Source organism: Paenibacillus melissococcoides (genome assembly GCA_944800085.1).
GTDB classification, from domain to species: domain Bacteria; phylum Bacillota; class Bacilli; order Paenibacillales; family Paenibacillaceae; genus Paenibacillus_B; species Paenibacillus_B melissococcoides.
The window spans coordinates 358,957-381,894 of the sequence record CALYLO010000009.1 but is presented as its reverse complement, the minus strand read 5'-3'; the positions used below and the strand labels follow the sequence as shown (position 1 = coordinate 381,894).

20 protein-coding genes and 1 tRNA gene are annotated in these 22,938 nt (G+C 55.9%); 3 read left to right on the top strand and 18 right to left on the bottom strand.

The window, feature by feature from the left end:
- Positions 1 to 48: 48 nt before the first annotated feature.
- From OCY70_RS28090 to OCY70_RS28055, 8 genes are all read right to left on the bottom strand, one after another.
- Complete coding sequence (locus OCY70_RS28090) at positions 49 to 1,170, bottom strand: nucleotide-binding protein (RefSeq protein ID WP_261945242.1); 1,122 nt, start codon at positions 1,168 to 1,170, stop codon at positions 49 to 51.
- A gap of 241 nt (positions 1,171 to 1,411) precedes the next feature.
- Positions 1,412 to 3,601 (bottom strand): methyl-accepting chemotaxis protein, encoded by a 2,190-nt coding sequence (locus tag OCY70_RS28085; RefSeq protein ID WP_261948818.1) that lies wholly within the window; start codon positions 3,599 to 3,601, stop codon positions 1,412 to 1,414.
- Between the two features lie 381 nt (positions 3,602 to 3,982).
- Positions 3,983 to 5,479 (bottom strand): potassium/proton antiporter, encoded by a 1,497-nt coding sequence (locus OCY70_RS28080; RefSeq protein WP_213426472.1) that lies wholly within the window; start codon positions 5,477 to 5,479, stop codon positions 3,983 to 3,985.
- A gap of 180 nt (positions 5,480 to 5,659) precedes the next feature.
- Positions 5,660 to 7,561, bottom strand: coding sequence for a heavy metal translocating P-type ATPase (locus OCY70_RS28075; RefSeq protein WP_213426463.1), 1,902 nt, complete (start codon positions 7,559 to 7,561; stop codon positions 5,660 to 5,662).
- Between the two features lie 513 nt (positions 7,562 to 8,074).
- A complete protein-coding gene (locus OCY70_RS28070; protein ID WP_213426462.1) occupies positions 8,075 to 8,317 on the bottom strand; it encodes a hypothetical protein in 243 nt (80 codons plus the stop codon).
- Positions 8,318 to 8,343: 26 nt separating this feature from the next.
- Entirely contained in the window at positions 8,344 to 9,645 is a 1,302-nt protein-coding gene (locus OCY70_RS28065; RefSeq protein ID WP_213426461.1) for a DUF4097 family beta strand repeat-containing protein, read from the bottom strand.
- Positions 9,632 to 9,961: a PadR family transcriptional regulator gene (locus OCY70_RS28060; protein ID WP_213426460.1), complete on the bottom strand. Its 330-nt coding sequence runs from the start codon at positions 9,959 to 9,961 to the stop codon at positions 9,632 to 9,634. The genes OCY70_RS28065 and OCY70_RS28060 overlap by 14 nt, the downstream gene beginning before the upstream one ends.
- A gap of 189 nt (positions 9,962 to 10,150) precedes the next feature.
- Entirely contained in the window at positions 10,151 to 11,335 is a 1,185-nt protein-coding gene (locus OCY70_RS28055) for an MFS transporter (protein WP_249724521.1), read from the bottom strand.
- Positions 11,336 to 11,669: 334 nt separating this feature from the next.
- Between OCY70_RS28055 and OCY70_RS28050 the strand changes: the two genes are divergently transcribed.
- Positions 11,670 to 11,882, top strand: a complete 213-nt coding sequence (locus tag OCY70_RS28050; RefSeq protein WP_213426459.1) for a Ni2+-binding GTPase — start codon at positions 11,670 to 11,672, stop codon at positions 11,880 to 11,882.
- A 119-nt stretch (positions 11,883 to 12,001) separates the two neighbouring features.
- Positions 12,002 to 12,412 carry a GNAT family N-acetyltransferase gene (locus OCY70_RS28045; RefSeq protein WP_213426458.1) on the top strand — a complete coding sequence of 137 codons (411 nt, stop codon included), beginning with the start codon at positions 12,002 to 12,004 and terminating at the stop codon, positions 12,410 to 12,412.
- Positions 12,413 to 12,429: 17 nt separating this feature from the next.
- On the opposite strand, the gene OCY70_RS28040 is transcribed toward OCY70_RS28045, so the two are convergent.
- From OCY70_RS28040 to OCY70_RS27995, 10 genes are all read right to left on the bottom strand, one after another.
- On the bottom strand, positions 12,430 to 13,434 hold the full coding sequence (locus tag OCY70_RS28040; RefSeq protein ID WP_306433904.1) for an alpha/beta hydrolase: 1,005 nt from the start codon (positions 13,432 to 13,434) through the stop codon (positions 12,430 to 12,432).
- A 34-nt stretch (positions 13,435 to 13,468) separates the two neighbouring features.
- The gene (locus OCY70_RS28035; RefSeq protein ID WP_249724519.1) at positions 13,469 to 14,485 is read right to left on the bottom strand and encodes a FecCD family ABC transporter permease; all 1,017 of its coding nucleotides are present in this window, start codon (positions 14,483 to 14,485) and stop codon (positions 13,469 to 13,471) included.
- Positions 14,478 to 15,485, bottom strand: coding sequence for a FecCD family ABC transporter permease (locus OCY70_RS28030; protein WP_213426457.1), 1,008 nt, complete (start codon positions 15,483 to 15,485; stop codon positions 14,478 to 14,480). Before OCY70_RS28030 ends, OCY70_RS28035 begins: the two co-directional genes overlap by 8 nt.
- 10 nt (positions 15,486 to 15,495) lie before the next feature.
- Positions 15,496 to 16,503, bottom strand: a complete 1,008-nt coding sequence (locus tag OCY70_RS28025) for an ABC transporter substrate-binding protein (RefSeq protein WP_213426456.1) — start codon at positions 16,501 to 16,503, stop codon at positions 15,496 to 15,498.
- A 152-nt stretch (positions 16,504 to 16,655) separates the two neighbouring features.
- On the bottom strand, positions 16,656 to 18,281 hold the full coding sequence (locus tag OCY70_RS28020; RefSeq protein WP_213426455.1) for an AraC family transcriptional regulator: 1,626 nt from the start codon (positions 18,279 to 18,281) through the stop codon (positions 16,656 to 16,658).
- Between the two features lie 1,064 nt (positions 18,282 to 19,345).
- Positions 19,346 to 19,666 carry a PepSY domain-containing protein gene (locus OCY70_RS28015; protein ID WP_249724516.1) on the bottom strand — a complete coding sequence of 107 codons (321 nt, stop codon included), beginning with the start codon at positions 19,664 to 19,666 and terminating at the stop codon, positions 19,346 to 19,348.
- A gap of 124 nt (positions 19,667 to 19,790) precedes the next feature.
- Positions 19,791 to 19,876: transfer RNA gene (locus OCY70_RS28010), tRNA-Leu, on the bottom strand.
- A gap of 145 nt (positions 19,877 to 20,021) precedes the next feature.
- On the bottom strand, positions 20,022 to 20,255 hold the full coding sequence (locus tag OCY70_RS28005) for a hypothetical protein (RefSeq protein WP_249724514.1): 234 nt from the start codon (positions 20,253 to 20,255) through the stop codon (positions 20,022 to 20,024).
- Positions 20,225 to 21,016 (bottom strand): MATE family efflux transporter, encoded by a 792-nt coding sequence (locus tag OCY70_RS28000; protein ID WP_249724512.1) that lies wholly within the window; start codon positions 21,014 to 21,016, stop codon positions 20,225 to 20,227. Before OCY70_RS28000 ends, OCY70_RS28005 begins: the two co-directional genes overlap by 31 nt.
- A 20-nt stretch (positions 21,017 to 21,036) precedes the next feature.
- Entirely contained in the window at positions 21,037 to 21,531 is a 495-nt protein-coding gene (locus OCY70_RS27995; protein ID WP_249724510.1) for a 5' nucleotidase, NT5C type, read from the bottom strand.
- A 475-nt stretch (positions 21,532 to 22,006) separates the two neighbouring features.
- Between OCY70_RS27995 and rocF the strand changes: the two genes are divergently transcribed.
- Positions 22,007 to 22,915, top strand: a complete 909-nt coding sequence (rocF, locus tag OCY70_RS27990) for an arginase (RefSeq protein ID WP_213426454.1) — start codon at positions 22,007 to 22,009, stop codon at positions 22,913 to 22,915.
- Positions 22,916 to 22,938: the final 23 nt, after the last annotated feature.

Sequence of the window (22,938 nt, the reverse complement as noted above, 5' to 3'; positions counted from 1 at the left end):
TCGATCCACCACTCCCCACAGGACTGGAACGTCGGTTGGCAGACCCTCTCACTCTGCAATAACGAGGAGGTTGTTTGTGGGTAACTTGTGGGTAAACACCCTTCTTCCCCTTAAAAAACCCTTGATATTATAAACTTTCCTTACTCCCTTAGGAATATACGGCAAATAGCCGGTAACCGGCGCATCGCGGTGCATCCACCGATTCGCCATCATGCCCATAGAGCGGTTCACGAGCAGCGCAATTCTGCGAATCCGGGTGCGGACCGCCGCATCGCCGGAGCGTTCCCATTGCCGGAACAGAAGCTCCGTCTTATGCACATGCGGCAGATCATCCTGCAGCAGCCAGACGATTCGATCCGCTTCTTCCCACAGGGCAGCGAATGCCGGTCGGCAGAACCCTCCCTCCGCAATAACGAGGTCGTATCGGCCGCTCCGCCGAAGAATCCGGAGCAGCCTTCGCATGAGCGGCCCATCGATCCCCTCCCATTCCTTCATCCAATCGTCCGGGGCGAACGTCTCCACGCCTTCCAGATCGGGAACGCCCAGCAGATAAGGTTCCACCGGCAGGATCCCTTCCGCTTGATCCTTGCGCAGGTAATACAGAAGCTGCGCCAACGGCGCAATCGCCGCTGGCTCCGGACGATCATGCAGAAGCGCATACTCCTGCACCGGGTCAACATTCAACAGCAGGACGCGCTTCCCCTTGGCTGCGGCATAGCGGGCGAGGTGAAGGGCTGCCGTCGTCTTGCCTGCGCCGCCTGCCAGCGAGCTGACGCCGAGCAGCATGCAGGAGCGGCTATCCGCCCGAAAGGCAGCGCCTTCATATTCCGTCCGGCAGCGTTCAATCAAGGATTGGAACAACTGCGGAAGCGGCTGATACGGATTCTCTATCGCGCAGGGGAACGGCAATGCATCGAGCCGCTCCTCCGCCGACAATGCCGCAATCAAGATTCCATCCATCTCCTCCCCGCTCATCTCCTGCAGCACTTCCGGGTCGGCGACGACCATATGGATGCCCGGCTTCAATCCCAGGTAACGGCGCAGCGTGTCCGCCTGAGTGAACACCCGGAGATGAAGCTGTTCCGCATAATCGGACTGCTTCCAATACTCCGTCCATGCATCGAGCATTCGCTTGTGCGGATGAGCGACGACAATATCCCAAGTCTTCATCTCTCTTCCCCTCTCCTTCCGGTACGAATCCGCAAAACGCAAAAAAGCACCGCCATCAAGCAGGACATGCGCTGCATGTCCCATCTGCTTGATGACGGTGCTTCCGTACCAACGTTCGTGTGAAGTTATTCCTAACATACCATAATCTTCATCCCGTTGCAACTGGCTTTTTTAAGATGCCCGCATCCTGACTGCAAGGATGCGGACATGCTGCAGGTCCGCACGGCACCTGCCTGTACATTTAGTATTTGAACTGGGAGAGCGTATCCTTCAGGTTGGTAGATACCTCCTCCAACTGCTGGGACAGCTCGACCAAGCGGTTGGAAATGTTCAATTGCTCGGTGCTGAGCGACGCCACCTCTTCCGAAGTAGCCGAAGCTTCTTCGGCAACGGCGCTTACGTTGCTCATCGCTTCGACGAGAATCGACTGCGCCTCGTTCAGGCGGTCGATCGAACCGGTGACATTGCCCAGATGCTCGATCATGCCGCCCATCTGCTGCTGAACCGTGCCGAAAATGGCATCCGTCTCCTGCACCGCTTCAGCTTGCTTCTGGAATATCGGGAACGCGGCGGACAGCGCGGCTACCGTCTCGGTAATCTCCGTCTCGATGCGCTCCGTAATCTGTCCGACGACGTCGATCGATTGCCGCGATTGATCGGCGAGGTTCCGAATCTCGTCGGCCACCACCATGAAGCCTTTGCCGGCGGCTCCCGCTCGCGCCGCTTCGATGGTCGCGTTCAAGGACAAAATATTCGTCTGCTTCGTCATGTTATGGATCATTTCCAATACTTTGCGAATCGACTGCGTGCTCTCGCTTAATTGCTTGATCCGCTCAGCCAGCGAGCGCATCATATCCCCTGTCGATTCCGTTCTGGTCAGAAGCGATGTCATGTTGGATGCCCCCAATTCGCTGGACTGGGCAACCGCTTGGACGGATGTATCCATTTGCACATTCGCATCGATGACTTGCTTCATATGAGAAGCCATATTATGGGTCAGATCATGCCCGCGCTCGGCCTCGACAGCCAGCGAGGTCGCGCCCTTGGCGATCTCTTCGGTCGCGACGGCAATCTCTTTGGCCGAGACTGCGGTCGATCGGGAAGCTTCCGATAGAGAAGACGCCGTGTCCAATACGGAGCGTGCGCTCGCCTCGGTGCTCTGAACGAGCGACGTAATCTGCTCCATCATCGTATTGAAGCCGGCAGACAGCTGCCCGATTTCGTCTTTGGTCTTTACGGTGGCCCGAACGGCCAGATTGCCTTGCGCCCCTTCATTCATCAGAGCGAGCAGCCTTACCATCGGCGTCGCTACCCACTGAATGACCAATCCGCCGAGAATAATGGCTAGCAGGGCGGCTCCGCCCATGGACAGGAACGTAACCAGGAGAATCGTGCCGGCGTCCTTGGTCAGCTCCGTCACCGGCACGGCTCCGACAAGCGTCCAGCCGTTCACCTTGATCTGATCATAGACGAGCATCATCTTGCCGTCCTGATCGGAATACACGACGGAGCTTCCGCTCAGCTCCTTCTGCCCTTCTTCCTTGACCGGCTGAAGCCATTCGGCAGCGGCCTGCGTCAGCAGCTTGTCGTCCGGAGCGTAAATATATTGCCCGTTCGAATTCAAAATTTGAATACTGGATCCGTCACCGATATGAATGTCCCGCAACGAATTTTTCAGCGTGCGCTGCTTGATTTCCAAATAAATAATAAATTCCGCCTCGCCCGAGTTCAGATCCCGCATCGGTCTCGCAATCCCGAATGTCGGCTCCGCGGCATCGCTCAACCCGCCCAGTTGCGTGCTGACCCATATCGATTGTCCGCTGCTGCTCTTCGCCTCCTGGAACCAGTCGGACTCCCACACTGTATCCAGATCGCGGCGCACGCCCATGGCGGCGACCACCAGATCGGTCTTTTCCTTCGGAATCAAATATATATTCTCGATCTGATCGTTGCTCATGCTATAGGTCTGCAGCGTCTTCGAGATGCTGTCAATCGCCTGGATCATATCATATGTGCCGTCCTTGAGCCCTTTCAGCTTCGCCACCTGAGCCTTCAGGTTCGGATCGAACATAATCTGCATCGTCATATTGTTGAACTGCGTAAGCTGCATATCCAGCTTCTGGGATGCTTGAATCATCGTCTGGTAGCTGGATTCCGCCGAGCGATCTTCGATCGCATTCTTCGCTACCGAGTAAGAGAACATCCCGACGGCGAAGACGAACACAATAATGCTGATAACGAACACCAGGAACAGCTTCGCCCCCACCGATCGGGCCGGACTTTTGAACACGGAGGAAGAGACCATCTTCACCGTCTGTTTCACCGAGTTCACAAAAGCGCGTTCTTTCCGATGTTCCGCTTTTGCTTTGGGCGCTTTTTGCCCTGATGTCCTCTTTTTGTCTTTCTGTTGCTTCTCCTTCAATTGTTTCATCTCCTTGTCACAGTTGCGTTCTTAGCTCCGAATACGGCGATAGCGGTATCTCCGTTCGTGGCGATATTCAGATATTCATTCGAGACAAGCTCTGCGACTATGGTGCCTGCGAACCATATGGTTAGCGGCCGCCTGTCCATCCCGCACGCAGTTCCGCTCGTTGTCATCCGGTTGCGCAAAGCACTGTCATGGTAAATAAGGGCACATAATATAAGTATCGGATCATAGGTCCTATTTCACAATAGGAACAGGGAAAATTTCTCTGAGAATGTAGCACGCCCCTGGAAATTTGCCAAAAAAATGACCGTATACCTACGAGCTTGCCGCGGATATCGGTCTATAGTTGTTTTTTTATTGCTGCATGACGTATATTATCTCGTACTATGGCACCTCTCCGTCCGCTTCCCGGTTCCGGTCGGAGCAGCATCCCTCCCTGACCGGCTCGGTGAACATGCTGCGCACCGTGTTCAGATTTTTTTTGGCCACGAGCACATAAGCGACATCGCCCGCCTGCAAGCGGGTATGCCCCCGGGGGGCCAGCATTTCTTCCCCGCGCACGATGGCGGTAATCAGCGTATCTTCCGGCAGCTCCAACTGCTGCAGCGTGCAGTTCTCGACACAGGTTCCCGGTTCGATTGACTTCTTGACCATAGCCAGATTCGTCTTCCCGACAGAGACCAATTCGAGCCCTTGCGATATTCCCGCAGACGGATCGCCCGCCAACCCCAGCCTCCTCGCCAGAGGCGAAATGGTCGCTCCCTGCACCAACGCCGAGGTCAGGACGATAAAGAAGATGACATTGAAGAACAATTGGCCCTGCTCCAGCCCCGCAATCATCGGGTAGGTGGCGAGAACAATGGGCACGGCGCCCTTCAATCCCGCCCAGGCAATCAGCGTCTGCTCGCGCAGCGAGAAGCGCCCGAACAGCAAGCTCGCCGCCACCCCTATCGGACGGGCCATCAGCATCAAAATCAGCGACAGCAGGATGGCCTGCCACATCACTTCAACCAGCTCCCCGGGAAAGACGAGAAGCCCGAGCAGAATGAACATTAAAATCTGCATCATCCAGGCGAAGCCTTCATTGAAGCGGGTAATCGTGAAGCGGTACTGCAAATCGGCGTTGCCCAGCACCAGCGCCATGACGTAGACGGCCAGGAACCCGCTGCCGTGCAGCATCGCGGCTCCGCTGTACGTCACGATGGCCAGTCCGATCGAGAGCACCGGATACAGCCCGGAGGTGTCCAGATGAATGCGGTTGACGATCTGAATCGCCAGCCAGCCGACGCCCAGCCCGAACACGAGTCCGAACCCCATTTCCCACAGGAACGACAGAAACATGTAGAACAGATTCGCATCCGGCGTCTGGATCCACTCAATTAATGACACAGTGAGAAAGACCGCCATCGGGTCGTTCGTGCCCGACTCCGCCTCCAATGTCGAGGACAGCTTGCGCTTCACCCGCTGGCTCCCCATGACCGCAAACACGGCCGCCGCGTCGGTGGAGCCGACAATCGCGCCGATGAGCAGGCCTTCCTTCCAGGAAATATCGAGAATGTAGGCCGCGCACAGGCCGAACACCAAGGCGGTTACGACAACGCCGAGCGTAGCGAGCGAGACGGCTGCGCCGACAACGGGCCGCATTTGCTTCCAGTTTGTCTGCATCCCGCCTTCGAACAGAATCACAATCAGCGCCAATATTCCGAATAACTGCGTCAGCTTCGTGTTGTCGAAGTAGATGAACCGGTTCATGATCATGCCGACGGCGATGAACAGCACGAGCGAAGGAACGTTGAAGCGATTCGAAAACTTGGCGCTGACGACTCCGGCCAGCAGCAAAATGCCAAGCAGAAATATAATGGTGTCGGTCGTCCACAATATTGCTCACCTCCGCTGACACGGTATTGTCCGACTACAATACTAGGATACCCAATTTGGAGGGAGCGCAAATAAGCCGGAGTCTGCTGCTGCAGCTCCGGCTCTTTGTCATGCTATCTGTATGGTATGTGAAAAATATCGATTTCATCATATGGATAGGAATCGGATCATTGCGGATAACTCTTACGAGCGAAGCAGGCGCAATCCGTTCAGGATAACGAGGATTGTGCTGCCTTCATGCCCGACGACGCCGAGCGGAAGCGGTATTCCGAACAAGAAGTTGGCAGAGATGAGAGCCACGATTACGGCGCCGGCAAAAATAATATTCTGCTTCACGATGGTCTGGGTGCGTCTGCCGAGCGAAATGGCGTGTTCGATATTGCCCAGATCATCATTCATCAGCACCAAGTCAGCGGTCTCCAGCGCCGCATCGCTGCCGGCGGACCCCATTGCAATGCCGACATTGGCCGCGGCCAGCGCGGGCGCATCGTTGACGCCGTCCCCTACCATCGCTACCGCTCCATACTCCGACTTCAGCTTTTTGACGATCGTCAATTTGTCCTCCGGCATCAATTCGGCAAAGACGAGGTCGATTCCGGCCTCGGCCGCAATGGCCCGCGCCGTCCGTTCCTGATCCCCCGTAAGCATCGCCACCTGAATGCCGCTCTGCTTCAATTGGCGGACAATGGCCGGCGTCTCCGGGCGAATCCGATCCTGGAGCGCGATCAAGCCGACGACGGCGCCGTCCCGCTCGACCGCAATGACGGTCTTGCCTTCGCTCTGAAGCTCGGCCGTCCGGGCGAGAACCTCCGCATCGGCCTCGTTCAATATAAAGGACGGCTTGCCGATGCGCCAGCGCGCTCCTTCCATCTCTGCCTCGATTCCCAGTCCCGACCGTGCTTGGAAATCCGTCGGCCGGGCCCAGGCGGCTTCGCTGCCGTCCGGCCGCGCGCGCTCCGCTTCCAGGACGATCGCTTTGGCAATCGGGTGGGTCGACAACGACTCCAGCGCCGCTGCCGCCTTGATCAGCTCCGGGGCCTGCAGTCCGCCGCGCGGTTCCAGATCGGTTACCGTCAATCGCCCCTGCGTCAACGTTCCGGTCTTGTCGAACGCGATCACCTGCACGCGCGAGATGTGATCGAGATAAGCGCCGCCCTTGAACAGCAAGCCTTTGCGGGCGCTGTTCGAGATCGCCGACAAGGTGGCCGGCATAATGGACGCGACGAGCGCGCAAGGGGAGGCGACGACGAGGAACACCATCGACCGGTAGAACGCAGCCTCCCACGTCTCTCCGAGCAGAAGCGGCGGGAAGAAGATCAGCAGCAGCGTGACCAGAATGATGACCCGCGCATAAATCCGCTCGAACTTCTCAATGAAGCGCTGCGATTTCGGCATCTCGCTCTGCGCTTCCTGGACCAGCCGAATAATTTTGGAAAACAGCGACGATTCGCTGGATTGAGTCACTTCCATATAGAGCGCGCCTTGGCCGTTCACCGTGCCTGCGAATACTTCATTGCCGGGGCCTTTGTCAACCGGAACGCTCTCTCCGGTAATCGAAGCTTGATCGACGGCCGAGGTTCCTTCCTGCACGAGCCCGTCCGCCGGAATGCGCTCTCCCGGCTTGACCAAGACCGTCTCGCCGACTTGGAGCCCCTCCACCGGAACGATAACTTCCTGCCCGTCCCGGAGCACGATGGCTTGCTCCGGCTTCAATTCCATCAGAGCCGAAATGTCGCGCGAGCTCCGGTTCATCGTGAAGGTCTCCAGCGCCCCGCTTAAGGCGAAGATGAAGATGAGAATCGCGCCTTCCGACCAGTACCCGATGCTGGCGGCGCCCAAGGCCGCGGCGATCATTAATAGATTGACATCCAGATCCTTGTCCCGAATGAGCGTAACCAGCCCATCCTTCAGCTTCAGCCAGCCTCCCATTACATAGGAGAGCGCAAAGAACGCGAGCGCCAGCGTCTCCGAGACATAACCGGCGATAAACGCCAACGCGATAAAGCAGGCGCTTCCCGCCGCCGCCAGCGCCTCGCCGTATTTATCCATCCATTCCGTGAATGATTGCTTGCTATTGCTATTCATTCGAAACACACCCTCTTCATTGATAATGACTATCGTTGTTATTCCCCTAAAAATGCGACATGCTGTTCCCTGTCAGGGAACAGCATGGTATTGAGAATGAGATTAGTTTTCAGCGGGGCTATTTTTTTTGAAGAGAGTAAATACTTCAATTTTTATTATAGTACTCTTTTGGCAAAATGTGAATCCTAACCATCCAGAAAATAGCTCTCGCTGATACAATGCGGCCGGTCAGGGCAATAATATCTCATACTATGCAGGGAAAACAGGAAGCCATGCGGCCTCGCTGAGCTTGTCGCTGCAATAGTCTTTCGCCGTCTCTCCGCTCATTCGTCTTACCGCAGACCGGAGCAAGTGGCCCCTTCGCCATTCCGTGCCGGATGCAGGCGCTCACGTGGATTGCCGGAACGATCACCGCCGTGCTCAATCTGTATCTGCTGGTCGCTCCGTTGGCATAGAATAAAGGCCGGTTCCTGCCCCGCAAGGGAAGAATCGGCCTTATAGCAGACGATATCATTATCTTAACGCGAACCATCGGGGCCGGCGGCAGCCGTTCAAAATAATCTCGGCGGCGCGCAGCCTCACGTCATCGCGTTCCGAATTCAGCAAGTCATTCAGAACATGGAGCGCTCTTTCCCGTACTTCCTCACCTGTCAATCTTCCCGCCGCAAAGGTTCGCCACAAGCGGCTCTGCTCCGCCTCCCGTGCCGCTTGCCGCTGTACCTGCTCCATTTGCTTGTACGAACTGAAATAATCCACTTTCTCCTCGTCCTCCTTCTACTAATTCATATCGACGCTACGGAAATGGAGCCTACCTTCGTCGCCAATTGAACTTTGGGACCGTTCTCCCCAAGCTGTCCGCGGAAACGGCTCGTTGGGGCATGCCCTTCCGGGAATTGAGGAAGGCGGACCGACACTGTCCCAAGCACGGTGGACGCTTCCAACTCCAGCTCCTGCATGTCGGAAGGGACCAGAAGCCGTACATCCCCTGCCAAATTCTCGATTGTGGCTTGACTCGTTCCGGAAGCCAGCTCGCATTCGACTTCCCCGCTCTTGGCCAAGACAGCTAATGAACCGCGTATATTCTTCGTCGAGATGTTGCCGGAAGCCACGTCAATGTGAACGTCGGCGGCGATGGACGCCAGCTCCAAATCGCCGGACGCGGCGGTAAATTTCCATGTGGCGCCACGGCCATCAACGATATGCATATCGCCGGCAAGCAGTTCGGCACGCAGCGCTTGAGCCGCCAACCGATGCAGTTCAATATCGCCGGACGCCGCCTTCAGCGCAAACTCGTCTGCCCGGAGATCAAATATCCTGATATCGCCCGACAACGTATGCATATCCGCCTTGTGGCATGTGCAATCATGGAGTTCGGCATCGCCCGATTTCATCCGGGCCGTTAGATGTCCGCATGAGCTGTCAGCAATCGTGAGATCGCCCGATTTCAGCTCCGCATCCAGGCGCTCTGCCCGAATCTGCCGTACCTCTGCATCGCCGGATCCGCATGCCAGCTCCACGATTCCCCCGAACGAGGCCGGGATTCGAAAATGAAGATCACCGCTAACCGGAGAAAAAAAGCGCTTCATTCCGCTGCGCCGAAGCTGGACGGTTAGACGGTAGGCATCCCCTTCTCTGGCTTCCCGCACATCGAATTGGCCGGCGTCGAATGAATCAAAATGATAGGATATGTCTTCGCCGTCATGAGTATCGAGATGAACATCGACCACATCCGTGTCCAGCCGGATAAGCCGGAGTTGAGAAGCGGTTCTGGAGCCGAACGGAGCGCCGAAGGCGCTGCGGGCCGATTCATTGTAATGCGAAGCGGCATTCGGCTCCGCTTCCTCGTCCACTGCAGAAGCAGCCAGGCCGTTAGGAAGCTCCAATCCATACTGAGCCAATATCTTGCGGGCAATCGCCTGCTCGCTTCCCAGCGAGCGGAATATCTCTTCCTCCGATCTTCCCGCCTCGTGGGCCTCCTGAAAATGCGACTCGAAATCGGACATAATCTCCCGGCGCTCCGCCTGGGGAACCGCTCCCAGCAATTGCTCCAGCCGGGTCAAAAACTGATGTTTACGCTCGCTCACCATTCATAACCTCCTTAATGATCTCGTCTACGCCTTGCGAGAACAAAGTCCACTCCTTCACCTTATCCCGCATATACGCCTCTCCCGTTTCGGTGAGCTTATAGTACTTGCGGGGCGGACCTTCCGACGATTCCTTCAAGTACGTCGAGCAATGCCCTTCCTGAGTCAACCGTCGCAGCAAAGGATACATCGTGCCTTCCGCGACCTGGAATTTCTCCGAGATCCGGTTCACCAGTTCATAGCCGTAACGATCCTTCTCATAAGTGAGAACGAGGACGCACAATTCGAGCACGCCTTTCTTGAATTGCGTATTCACGCCCCAGCCAACCTCCCCTCGACGTCAATATGGATTCCATCGAATTTGAGTACATCTTAAGTTGAGTACATCGTAACATATGCTACTGTATATTGCAAGGTACCTTTCCAAACAAAAATCTTGGTGATGCATAAAAAACGGAAGCCCAGGCTGAATGCCCAGACTTCCGCTCTTATGTTTGTCAGGTTGTTAGACGGAGGCCGCTTCTGTCCGTTCCCGCCGCCGTTCCAGCCGATCCGCCGCAGCGAAACCTCCTGCCGCGATCGCCAACACCGCCGCCATCACGAGGAACAGCGCTTTATTCCCCCATTGGCTGTAAATATACGCCCCGATAATGCTGCCCGTCATCGTCGCGCCAATGCTGAGCGCTACCTGCATCACCGCCTGCCCGCTGGCCCGGAACCGATCCGGTATCAGGTCCATCATATACTCGGCAAGATAGATGAAGAACAACGCAATGCCGATTCCCTGGACCGCCTGCATGAACAGAATCAGAGGCAGCCAATCGGTAACGTAGATGACGAGCGCCCGAATGCCGAGAATGACGGCCGACCAGGCCAGCATCGTCAACGGACGGAACTGTCTGCCCGCGCGGCCCAGATACAGGAAAATAATGACTTCCGTAGCTGCCGGCAGCATCCATCCGAGTCCGATATGGAAGGACGTTCCGTTCAGTTCCCGGATAAGAAAGCTAAAATATTGATCGTTAAATATTAAGGTCATGTTGTACGTAATGAGCACCGCGATGAACAAGAGAAAGCGCCGGGTGAACACGTATTTCCAAAATTCGGACATGTCCGCCGCTTCCGTTCGCGATGTCGCCCCGCTCTCGGCCGGTTCTTCCCGGTCGTCCGCCTCCGGCCGCCGGGGATCGCGGATCATCAGCAGCACCCCGCCGGTGGCGGCAAGCAGAGCCATCATAATCCATCCCATGGCGGCATGCCCCGGCAGCCGGCCGAGCAGCCAGCCGATAACAAGCGCAGACACCGCGAACCCGGCCGCGCCGAAGCCGCGAATGACCGCATAGGAATCTCCAAGTCTGCGGGAGGCAAGCATCGCCATGCCATCCGTCAAGGTCATTAACGGCACCCACAGAAATTGGAACAGGAATATCAACCCCATCACAGTCCAAGGATCCGTAACGTGGAAGACAAAGAACAGTACGGCTATCAAAGCGAGAATCAGCCCTAAAATCAATGGCTTCATCCGCGCGAATTTGTCGCTTACATACCCAAACAGATAATTGCCAACCACGCCGATAATCGGCATAATCGCGTTCTGCATTCCATACATCGCGTCGGTGTATCCGATATCGCGGTAATATAGCGGAAAGAACGAAGAAAATACCGCTCCCGGCGTAAATATCATAAACATGTACAGATACATGCGCGGATTTGCGACTGGCGCCCATTCATGGCATCTTGGATGGCTCGGGTCGTCATCGTCCTGCCGCCTTCGCCGCCGCGATAATGGAAAGTGATGCAATACAGCATCGATGGAATCGGCTCTCGTAAAGTCTATTCATGATGATAGGATCCCTTCTGCGATTTTCTGCGATTAAATTGGCAACCATCATTGTATCACAAACATAGGATGATTACGGTCATCTTTTTTATATTCTTTTGGCTTCCGCTCATCTGCCCTATAATAGAATGGGGATTGAATAGAAGACAAATGCAGAGAGATGAAAAGAAAGAAGGCAAATTCAATGAGTAAGGAAACATCCGTTCAAGCGTTCGCGGAGAGAAAAAAAGCGCTGGAGGGCGGCTTAAGCGAAGAGGCGCGCCAATTGCTCGACGAGATGCTGCTCCGGATGGAGGAATTGACGCGCGAGAATGAACGGCTCCGCAAGTCTGCGCTCGCTGCGGCCCGCAGCCGGTCAAGCATGTCCACGAAGCTGAAGGACGCCCTGTATGAATAACGATGATGTTTGATCCCGTATTTTGAAAAGTACAAGCCTGATTTATAATGAGATGGAGTTGCATTAACCCTGAATGACAGCATAGAGCCGCCCCCAGTTAAGGGGAAATGGAGGGAATTATGAATTCCAATGTACTTATCTTGCATGAGGCTCCCAGCCCGGAAGAGTATGTTGCCATTCGGACAGCAGCCGGTCTGAGTTCCAAAAGCTTGGAAGGAGCCGCCGTCGCGCTGCAAAATTCCGTCTTCACGGTAACGCTGCGGCAGAATGGCGAACTGATTGGGATGGGCCGAATCATCGGAGATGGCGGCTGCTTTTTTCAGGTGGTCGATATTTGCGTGATGCCTTCCCATCAGGGACAGGGGTGGGGAAAAACGATTATGACGGAGATTTCCCGTTACCTGGACGAGAACGCGCCCAAGCAATCGTATGTCAGCTTAATTGCGGATCTGCCCGCCGATCAATTATACGCGCAGTTCGGCTTCGATTACACCTACCCCCGCTCGGCAGGAATGTACAAGCGATACTAGGAACGAGAGAAGCCGGACTATTGCGTAAAGCGGCGGTCTTCCTGCAACAGCAAGCCCCCTAAGCCGGAGATGGCATAGGGGGCTTCGTTGCGGCCGCGGATAGGGCGCCCTTCGTCGGGGCGGCGAACCCGTCCGGCCCTTCCGTCCATAATCAGCGGCTTGATCGGGCTCGTTAACGCATAGCGGACGGCATGGCTCATCAAGACAGGAAGCAGCGAAATATGGCCTTCGCCCGCGAATTCATGGAATTCGGTCCTTAGCCCGGACGGCGAGACGCGAGCCAGCCGTTCGGCCAGCTCTCTCGCATTCTCGGTCATGCGGCTAGGATGGCCTTGTTCCCGTTCCCCTACCGCAATCATGACCTGAATATCGGCAGGTTCCTGCTGCATGCGAGCCAGGAAACGTTCTCCCGCTTCCCGGATGAACGGCCTGTTCCAATGAATGGACGGGCTGCCCGCGATATAGGTCCGGAACGCCTCGGGGCGGGTGAACAGCATTTGCAGGACGCACAGGCCGCCCAGCGAATGGCCGATGATCGCCTGTCTGCTCCGATCGATGTTGAACTTGCGCTCGACGGCCGGCTTCAGTTCTTCTTCAATGAAGCGGCTGAATGCTTCGGCACCGCCCATCTCCGGCCATGTGTCTCCATGCGGATGGGGCGGCAGCTCATCGGCCGCAACCGGCAGCGTAAAATCATAGAACCGCGCCGGATCGAACGGGGCATCGGTCGGATAGCCGATGCCGACGACGACGGCCGGATCGACGCCGGTTTTCGCTTTGGCGCGGGACTGGGCCCGAACCGTCTCGACTAATGTGCCGAACGTCGAATTCGCGTCCAGCACATAGATGACCGGATGGCCGGCCGGCGGCGCCTCCTCCACTGGGACGGCCACAAAAATCCGGTATGGCCGGCCGCTGCCTCGGGAACAGACATCCCACTGCTCCGAACGCGGCACGGTGACTTCTCGGCCCGCCTGATCCGGGAGCAGCGGTTCAAGCGGCGCCAAATGGCTGTTAGACATCAATGTCCACTCCTCATCTGTCGTAAATAACTGTCTAGCCTCGCTTTTTTCTTCCCCGGTACAGCAGCATCATGAAATAGGGAACGCCGATGATGGCCGTGACGATGCCGGCGGGCAATTCCGCCGGAGCGAACACAGTGCGGCCGATATAGTCGGACACGAGCACGAGCAGCGCGCCGACGATTCCGCACACCGGGAGAATGCGGCGATGCGCGGTTCCGACGAGCCGTCTTGCGATGTGCGGCGCCATCAGCCCGATAAATCCGATGCCTCCGGATACGGATACGCAGGCGCTTACGATCCCGATGCTGCACAGCAATAGCACGGCTTTCTCTTTTTCCGATGAGACGCCCACGCTGATGACACTTTCCTCTCGCAATTGAAAAATATCCATAATATAGGACTTTCGAATAATGACCGGAAGCAACAGCAGAAGCCAAGGAATGATGGAAACGATGTATTTCCAGTTCGCATTGTAAATGCTGCCGGAGCTCCATACCGCGGCCATTTCGAAATCATTCGGATTCATTTTCAGCGTCAAAAACAGCGATACGGCGCTCAGGCCCGATCCGGCGGCAATCCCCGTAAGCAGCAGCCGCTGCGGCTCCAGCCTGCTGTCCTTCCAGGCGAACAGGTAGATGAGGGCAGCCGCAAGCAGTCCGCCCAACAAGCCGAACAACGGCATCGCCATAATCGACAGCAGCCCGGTCCCCTTGATCTGACCTTGGAAAAAGAACATAAAAATAACCATCGCCGCGCCGGCCCCGGCATTGATCCCGAGAATGCCCGGATCCGCCAAGCCATTGCGCGTAATGCTCTGAATGACCGCGCCGGCGATGCCGAGTCCCATCCCGACCAGGATGGCAATGACGATCCGCGGCAGCCGGAACTCGAAAATGACGAGATCATAGTCATCCTGCGGCTGAATGCGCAGCAATGTATCGATAACATCCTTCACGCTCATATCAAATATGCCGTTGGTCAGGCTGACAATCAGGGCAGCTCCGGCGAGCAGTACAGCCGCAAAGCGGGCGCCCGAGATGTTATTCATGCTGTGCGCCCCCTCTCGTCCGCACAAGATAGAGGAAGAACGGAACGCCAAGCAGCGAGGTGATGACGCCAATCGGCATCTCGAACGGATAATTCACGTAGCGGCTGAGCAGGTCGCAGAGCGCAAGGAACAACGCTCCGAGCACCCCCGAGCACGGGATGATCCATTTATAGTCAACCCCGACGAGCATCCGGACGATATGCGGAATAATGAGACCGACGAACCCGATTTTGCCGGCGATCGCGGCCGATATCCCGGTCAGCAGGACGACGCTGAAGGTGGCGCCGAATTTGATCCATGCCGTCTTTTGGCCAAGCCCGACCGCTACCTCTTCGCCCAAAGACAGGACCGATATCGATCGGGACAGTCCGACCGCCAACGTGATGCCGATTACCGCGAACGGGATCGCCATCTTGATCAGCTCCGGATCCATCTGATGAAGCCGGGCATTGTACCAGAAGCTGATATTTTGCGAGATCTGAAAATAGGATGCCAGCGCTGCCGAAATACTGCTCAGAAACGTGCCGATAATCGTGCCCAAGATGGCCAGCCTAACCGGAGACAACCCGCCGGGCAGCAGCGACGCCATGCCGAATACGAGAACGATGCTGAGTGCCGAGCCGATAAACGAAAAAACGATCAATTCCAGCGACGAGGAGCCCGGCAGCCAAATCATGCATACCGTAACGGCAAATACGGAGCCGTCCAGCACCCCCATAATGGAAGGGGATGCAAGATCATTTCTTGTCATCCCCTGCATCAGCGCACCGGAAATGGCCAGGAACGCGCCGATGAGCAAAGCCCCGATCACCCGCGGGAACCGGGAGTGCATAATGATTTGATGATTCACATTTCCCGGATCAAAGTGAAACACCGCTTCATAAATCGTGCCGGTATCGATATCTTTGGCCCCATATTGAACCGATAATAGAATGAGCAGCACGGCAAGCAGAGGCGAGCCCCACAGGATGATCGGTGTTGCATATGACTTTAGCCGCATAGGAACCGGCTCACTTGGCTTGAACAAGCTTGCTGTTTTTCAGAGCTTCCAGGAAGGTAATTTTGCTGTAAGCCGTGCCTCCCTGGGCGGTCGGGTCGACCAGATTGACGAACACATTGTCGTTCTTCACGGCATTGATGCTGCCCCAGATCGGATTTTTCTGCAGATCCTCCAACGCCTTCGGATTATCTTTGTTCTCCGCTTCCGCGAACTGGACGAACAGATAGTCCGGGTTCATCTGAGACAACTGCTCGATCGTAACCAACTGCTGCGCCTCCGCCTTCTTCACTTCTTCCGGAACGGAAGCCCCCAGATCGGCATAGACGGAAGGATTGAAGAACACATCTTCCGGATAGATGAACAAATTGCCTGCGCGCAGCCGGATAATCAACACATTTTTGTCCTTCAGAACGGGGCCGATTTGCTCTTTCAAGGTTTGGACCTCGTCATTGTAATTCTGCAATGCCTGCTTCGCCAGCTCCTGCTTGCCGGACAGCTCGGCCAGCAGATTCAGATTCTCCTGCCAGTCGGTCGCGATATGGGAGACAGGGATGGTGACCGCAATCTTGTTGAGCTTCTCAATGGCCTCCGCCGGGAACTTGGTGCTGGCCAGGATGACATCCGGCTTCAGCTTCAAGATCGCTTCCAGATTCGGCTGAGATTTCTCTCCAATCGCTTCCGCCTGGTCCGTAATCTTGGCGAACATCGGCGCGAACTCGCCGCCGGTCGTCATCGCCCCTGCAGGGTGCACGTCCAGCACAAGCGCGTCTTCCAGCGATTCCACCGAGCCCGTAATGACCAGCTTGGCCGGCTGCACTGGGACGGTATACTCCTGTCCAAGATATGTAATCGTTCTTGTCTCGCTGGCCGTACTGTCTGTATTTGCAGCCGGAGCGCTCTCCGTCTGTGTCTCCTGCTGCTGCGGAGCCGATGCAGCGGGCGTATCCTTTGTTCCGCATGCCGCAGCACTGAACATCATAGCTACAGATAATAGTAGAACCCCTACTTTTTTATTCATGATATTTCTCCTTCTCAATGATTTAAATGAATTATATGTGAGAATTATTATCAATTTAATGATAACGATTCTCAATCAAGATTATATACTTGCTCTCCCCCAAGCGAACATGGATAATCTCCGGAATTCATTTGGACAAAATCCAGATCGGACTATCCCTCCGTCCCAAGCTCGTGCGCAAGCAGCTTCATCAGATCGTCGATCATCCGCTCGCAAGCATAAGCCGAATATTCCCGCCACGGATCGGAAGAAATAAGATAGACATGATTGCGGCGCGCGGCCTTCAGATCGGACCATAAGCGGGAAGCCTGTACAGATTGCCATGCTTGCAGCGATTCCGGCTCCTGACATACATTCAGCAAGATCCGATCGGGGTTCAGATGCGCCAGTTCTTCCAAGCTCATAGCCTGTCTGCCGGAATCTCCGACCGGATACGGCGTTCTGTTCAACTGCAGCTCCTGGTACAGCATTTCATTCATTCCGCGGCAGGTGCAAGGATAACAGCAATCTTTGTGAATACACATCATAAAAAACGCCTCGCCGGACAGCAGCTTCTGCAGACGCCCCCGGGCGGCAGCCGCCTTCTGCTCGTAAGCGGACAACCAGCTTTCCGCCTCCGTCTCTGCGCCGATATATTGGGCGATCAAGCTGAATTGCTCCCGCCAGTTCTGCTCCCGGCCGGAAATATATTTCACCTCGGCCACGCTTTCCAGATTGCGCTTCTCCTCCGGCTGCAAATATTCCGAGTCGCAAATGATAAGCTCCGGCTTGGCGGCGCATAACGCTTCGATATTGGTTTTCCAATCCTTATTGTAGCGATAGGCGCTCAGATGATGGGGGATATCAAAGCGGTACTTGTCATAATAATGAGCCGTCCATTTGGGATGAAGCGGCGCAGCATACGGACATTGCCCGAGTGCAAGCATATGTCCGGCAATGCCCGGCGTATAGGCGACGATTTTGCGCCGCCGTTTTTTCATATAGACGGTCGGGGCGACGCCGATTTGCTGCTTGAACTTGCGGCTGAAATAAAATTCATCGCTGTATCCGACCTGCTGGGCAATCTCCCGCAGCCGGGCATCGGCCTGCAGCATCATCCGCTTCGCATGGCGGATTCTTACTTCCGTAATATAGTCGATCGTGCTTTGACCGTATGTTTTTTTGAAAAGATCGACGTAGTATTTCGCACTGATATCGGCCATCCGCGCCAGCTTCCCGATCGTCAGATTCTCGTTGAAATGATTGTCGATATACGCCTTCGTGCGCTCCAATGCCGCCCGCGGATCGTCCGGCAGCCGGCGAATATTGGCTGCCACCCCGCACAGCAGCTCGTGGAAAGCCGCTTGCGCGAGCAGCCGTTCCGTCCTCAGCTCGGATCGGCTCTTGCCATACAATATTTCACAGAGCACGAGGGTCGGCGCTTCCCGGTGCACAGGCACTTCCCCGCGCAGCGGAAATTCCGCCTCCGGCTCCGCATCGGAGCGGATATCGAAGCGAATCACATACGCTTCCGCCTCCTGCCCCTCTTCCGCCGTCATGCCGATCGTCTGCCCGGGCGCGGCCACATGAACGGCTCCCTCCCCCAGCCGGTATTCGGTGTAATCCATGGTCAAGCGCCCTTCGCCATGCTTGGACAGGACGAGGACATACGTATTCAGCAACTGCGGCTCCATACGCCCGAAGCGCGCAATATCAACGCCGCGCAGCTTGAACCAAAATTGCTCCAAGCCGCGGCAAATATGTTCGGAGTCCATCATTGTCGTTATCAACTCAAGCACCTCGGCTGTACTTTAATGTGTGATAATGATTATCAGTATCGCTTTATTAAAGTAGCATAGCTCCCGAGACCGGTCAATGAGAAACAAAGGCGGAATGCGCGGCAGGAGCGCCAGGATGGTCATTGTGCCGCCGCTGTCGAGCGTGCCATCCCCTCCTTTCCTGAGCCTCGGGGAAATGCGTCTTGAATATGCCGCTGCGCGTTAGCGTTGCGTTGGGCCGGGGGATGCGTGTGGCGAAGGGCAAAACCGGGAAAAATGGCGTTGTGATGGCGCAATTAAGGCGGGGAGCGAAAATTCTTAGGGAGGTACAGAATTTGTGATGTAATCGCGCCTCAAAGGTGAAACTTCTGCAAAAGTGCAGCATTTGTCTCGCATTCGCGCCTCACAGCGCAATTCCTGCGAAAGTGCAGCATTTGTCTCGCATTCGCGCCTCACAGCACAATTCCTGCGAAAGTGCAGCATTTGTCACACATTCGCGCCTCACAGCGCAATTCCTGCGAAAGTGCAGCAATTTCCCCCCTATTACGGCAACAATTCGTTTATCCCCCTGAAATGATGTATTTCTGCAGGAATTCTGACGAAATCCCCTTGTTGGGCGGATAAATCATGTAAATTTGCAGGATTCATCTTCTCAGCACAGGAACAAGAAGCCGGCGCGCATCGCGGTCATTGCATGTGGTTCTCGCTACGCTCCTTCAACGCCCCTTCTAACGTCCCTTCAAGTGCAACTTCCGTGCAGCCTCCCACGCAACCCTCGTGCAGCCTCCCCGCTCAACCTTCCTTGCAGCCTCCCGCTCAACCTCCCGTGCAGCCTCCTGCTCAACTTCCCTTTCAACCTCCCGTTCAACCTCCCGTTCAACCTCCCGTTCAACCAACCTCCCGTGCAGTCCCGTCCATAGCCTGCCCTCCCTGCGCAACCTCACACAGCCAACACAACCCCTGCTCTCCCTCCGCCACTTCGCACAGCCAACACAAACCTTGCTTTCCCGGCCCCCTTTAACACGACCAACACAAAAAAAGCCGTCCTCCATACAGAGAACAGCCCTTCTTGCCTGCGATGCGTTTTAATCTTCCTGCTCGACCTTCAGCACTTTGCCGGTCTGAGCGTCGATTTCTACTTCAAACACCTTGTTCTGATCCGTCATAATGATCACTTCGTATTTGATCTTCCCGTTATCGGTATCGAGATCAACATGAAGAACTCTCCCCTTCACCTGCTGAAGAGCAATCGACTTCGCTTCTTGCTCGCTAATGACTCGCTGGGATGGATGGTTCGTCTCAAAAGTGGCGCGCGCTTCACATACCGGAGGAAATAGGGCGAGACCCACCATGCCTGCATTGACCAGAGCGAGCACGCCAAGCACCGTTTTTTTCAACCTAAACACGCTCCTATATACGGTTATCGTTGTGTCTATGTTTTGTACAAGAAGCGGAAATTATACGTCCAGAAAAAGAGTTCCAAAAAACAAAAAAAGCCCTATCTTCAAGGCTTCTTCATTCGCTCTGTTATGGTGCGGTAGAGAGGACTCGAACCTCCACGGGCGTACGCCCACTACCCCCTCAAGATAGCGTGTCTGCCATTCCACCACTACCGCACATTGAATTCCTCAACAAGAGGACAACAAAGTTAATATACCATCATTTGAGCCCGATGTAAAGTGGAATTGTTCTCCTGCAAATAATAGACCGGTCTCCGACAGAGATACCGGTCTATTATACGCCGCGCTGGGCGTTATTCGGTTACTGGAGCAAGGAACCGTCCTCAGTCGCAGCCACAGCGATAACGGAAGCGGATTCGCCACTACCCCGCCACTTGTTCCTCGGCCGCATTTCCCGGAATACCCGCTCCCAGCCGCGCTTGCTCCATCTGCGCAGCATGACAAGCGCCCTCACCCATTCATCAACGGCGAAGGCGAGCCAGATTCCTGCCAGCCCCAAGCCGACTACGATTCCGAACAGATAGGCCAAGGGCACGCTGATTCCCCACATCGAGACAAGACCGATAAGCACCGGGAATTTGACGTCCCCCCCGCATTCAAGGAGCTGATAAGCACCATGTTGCAGGCCCGGGCCGGCTCCAGTAGCACGGACAAGAGCATCAGCTGCCGGCCAAGCTGGATAATCTGCGGGTCGGAGGTGAAGAATCCGATCAGCGGCCCGGACAAGGCGTACAAGAGCAGGGAGAAGCCCAGCGTCACGCCGGCCCCAAGCTTCAGATGGCGGATGCCGGAATGATAGGCTTCCTCCTTGCGCATCGACCCGATGAAATGGCCCACGATGATTTGCGTGCCTTGGCCGATCGCCATCGAGAAGACGAAGACGAAGGACGTGATGTTCTGCGTATAAATTTTGGTCGTCAAGGCCGCCGCTCCGAGCATGGCTACCAGATATGTAATGACGACCTGGGACAAATTATAGGAAACATGCTCCCCGGCAGACGGAATGCCCCGCTTGAAAATAAGGCGGAGATCAGTTCCTCTCATGCGCAGCGGATGCATCAAGCGTACGGGCTGATCCAGCCGCCGGCTGCATACAATCCAGTAAGCGATCATCGCGGCAGCCCGGCTGATCCAGGTTGATACGGCCACGCCTTCCACTCCCCGCTGCAGACTGCCGTAACCGCCGTATCCGCTCACTCGCCCGTACCCGAGCCGGATGCCATGCAAGCTCCCTGCATAATCATTATCATGATCATGGCCGGCGAAGGCGCCGATCATATCGCCGCTCTCCACCATCGCGGCGAACAGCCCGCTGTTCAGCCGAGGGCAGCATACGGCTTCCTGCCGAATGCCCGCGGCCTGGCCGGATTCCCAGGCCTCCTTGAACTACGGCACCGGAATATGGAAGAAGGCCAGGCTCGGCAGAGCGCCGTGCCGCCGCTGCCGGAGCGCCTCCCGGCGGTACCAGTCCACTTGATCCGGGCGGATCCAGGCTCCTGCAGCCACTCGTACTTGGCCCGGAACGAGGGCGGAACCTCCATTGCCGCGGTCGTGATGAAAATCTCATAATGGCGGCTGAGCTCGCGAATCACCTCCTGGCTATGTTCCATCACCTTTAATTGGCGAAAAAAATCCTCGCGCCCGAAGTAGCTGTCAATCTCCCGCTTCCGCTCGAGCCTGGCCTGCGCCAATGTCCTGCCCTGGAGCTCGGCGGCCGTAACCGTGTCGCCATAATCCCGGTTGTACCATTCCCGGTGCGTGCCGGCCGTATCGGCCATCACCTCATCCATATCGATTGCCATGCGCTCCATCGCGATTCCTCCTCTTTCGTACTGACTGTAAGCAACCAAGCAACAATACAGGCAAAACGCAATCAAACCAACCGGATACCACAATCATAAAAGGGTTATGTTTTCATCAGATCAATCCATTGTAAATGTATTGTAAAAAGTATCATTTTTCCAACAAGTTGTTCCTTCATATTGATGCACGCCGATTCAAATCCATTCATCGGGTATGCAGTTCATGCATCCGATGCCGCTCTCTAACATGAAAAACGAACCGATTTTATGCATTTATGCATAAAAAAGCTGCATATAAGCAAGCCGTTCCCGTTTCGAAATGCTTAATTTTTAAGCTTTTTCCCCGAAAGACGCCGGATCCCACCCGCAACTTCCTTCCGAAGCTCCCGTAATATATAGAGCTTAATCCTGATTGTTCCATTACATCCTGAATCCTCCTTCCTAATTTTGTTAACGCTTACATTTTCGAGTGAGGAGTCTGCTTATGGACCGTAATCTGATTGCATTGCTGCGCGTCCCTTACGGCAAGGGAGGGGAGCGGCCAGGAGCGGAGCAAGGACCGGATGCGCTGCTGAAGGCCGGTCTCGTCCGGCATTTGTCGCAGTTGGGCTTGCAGACGGCTGATGAAGGAGCTGTCCTTCCTCCCACCGCGACTGACGGAAGCACTCCAGGATCCGGTGCGAAGCTGAAGCATCTGGAGGAAATCGCCGCTCTCAACAGCGAGCTGGCCGACCGCGTTGCCGAAGTAGCCGCCAGCGGCCGGTTTCCGCTCATCCTCGGCGGCGATCACAGCATCGCCATCGGCACGATTGCCGGGTTGACAAGACATTACCGCCATCTCGGCGTTATCTGGTTCGACGCCCACGGGGACCTGAATACCGAGGACACGAGCCCGAGCGGCAATATTCACGGCATGTCGCTGGCCGTCAACCTCGGACAGGGCCATCCGCTGCTCATGCAGATCAGGCGGCAGTCGTCCCGCATCGATCCGGCGAAGGTCGTCATTATCGGGGCGAGATCGCTGGATGAAGGCGAGCGGGCGTACATCCGCCAAGCCGGCATTACCTGCTTCACGATGCATGATATCGACCGCAAGGGCATGCCTTATGTGATGGAGCAGGCCTTGCGCATCCTCGGCGACGGAACCGATGGCGTCCATCTCAGCTTCGACATCGACAGCCTCGATCCCGCCGAGGCTCCCGGCACGGGAACGCCGATTCCGGGCGGAGTCAGCTACCGCGAAGCGCATCTGGCGCTCGAAATGATGTATGAATCCGGCCTGATCACGTCCGCCGAATTCGTGGAGGTCAGCCCGCCGATCGACAGCCAGAAGCGCACGGTCCGCTTGGCCATTGGCCTGATCGGCTCGCTGCTGGGCGAACGGATTTTGTAACCCGACAAGGTGCAGGCCATCCG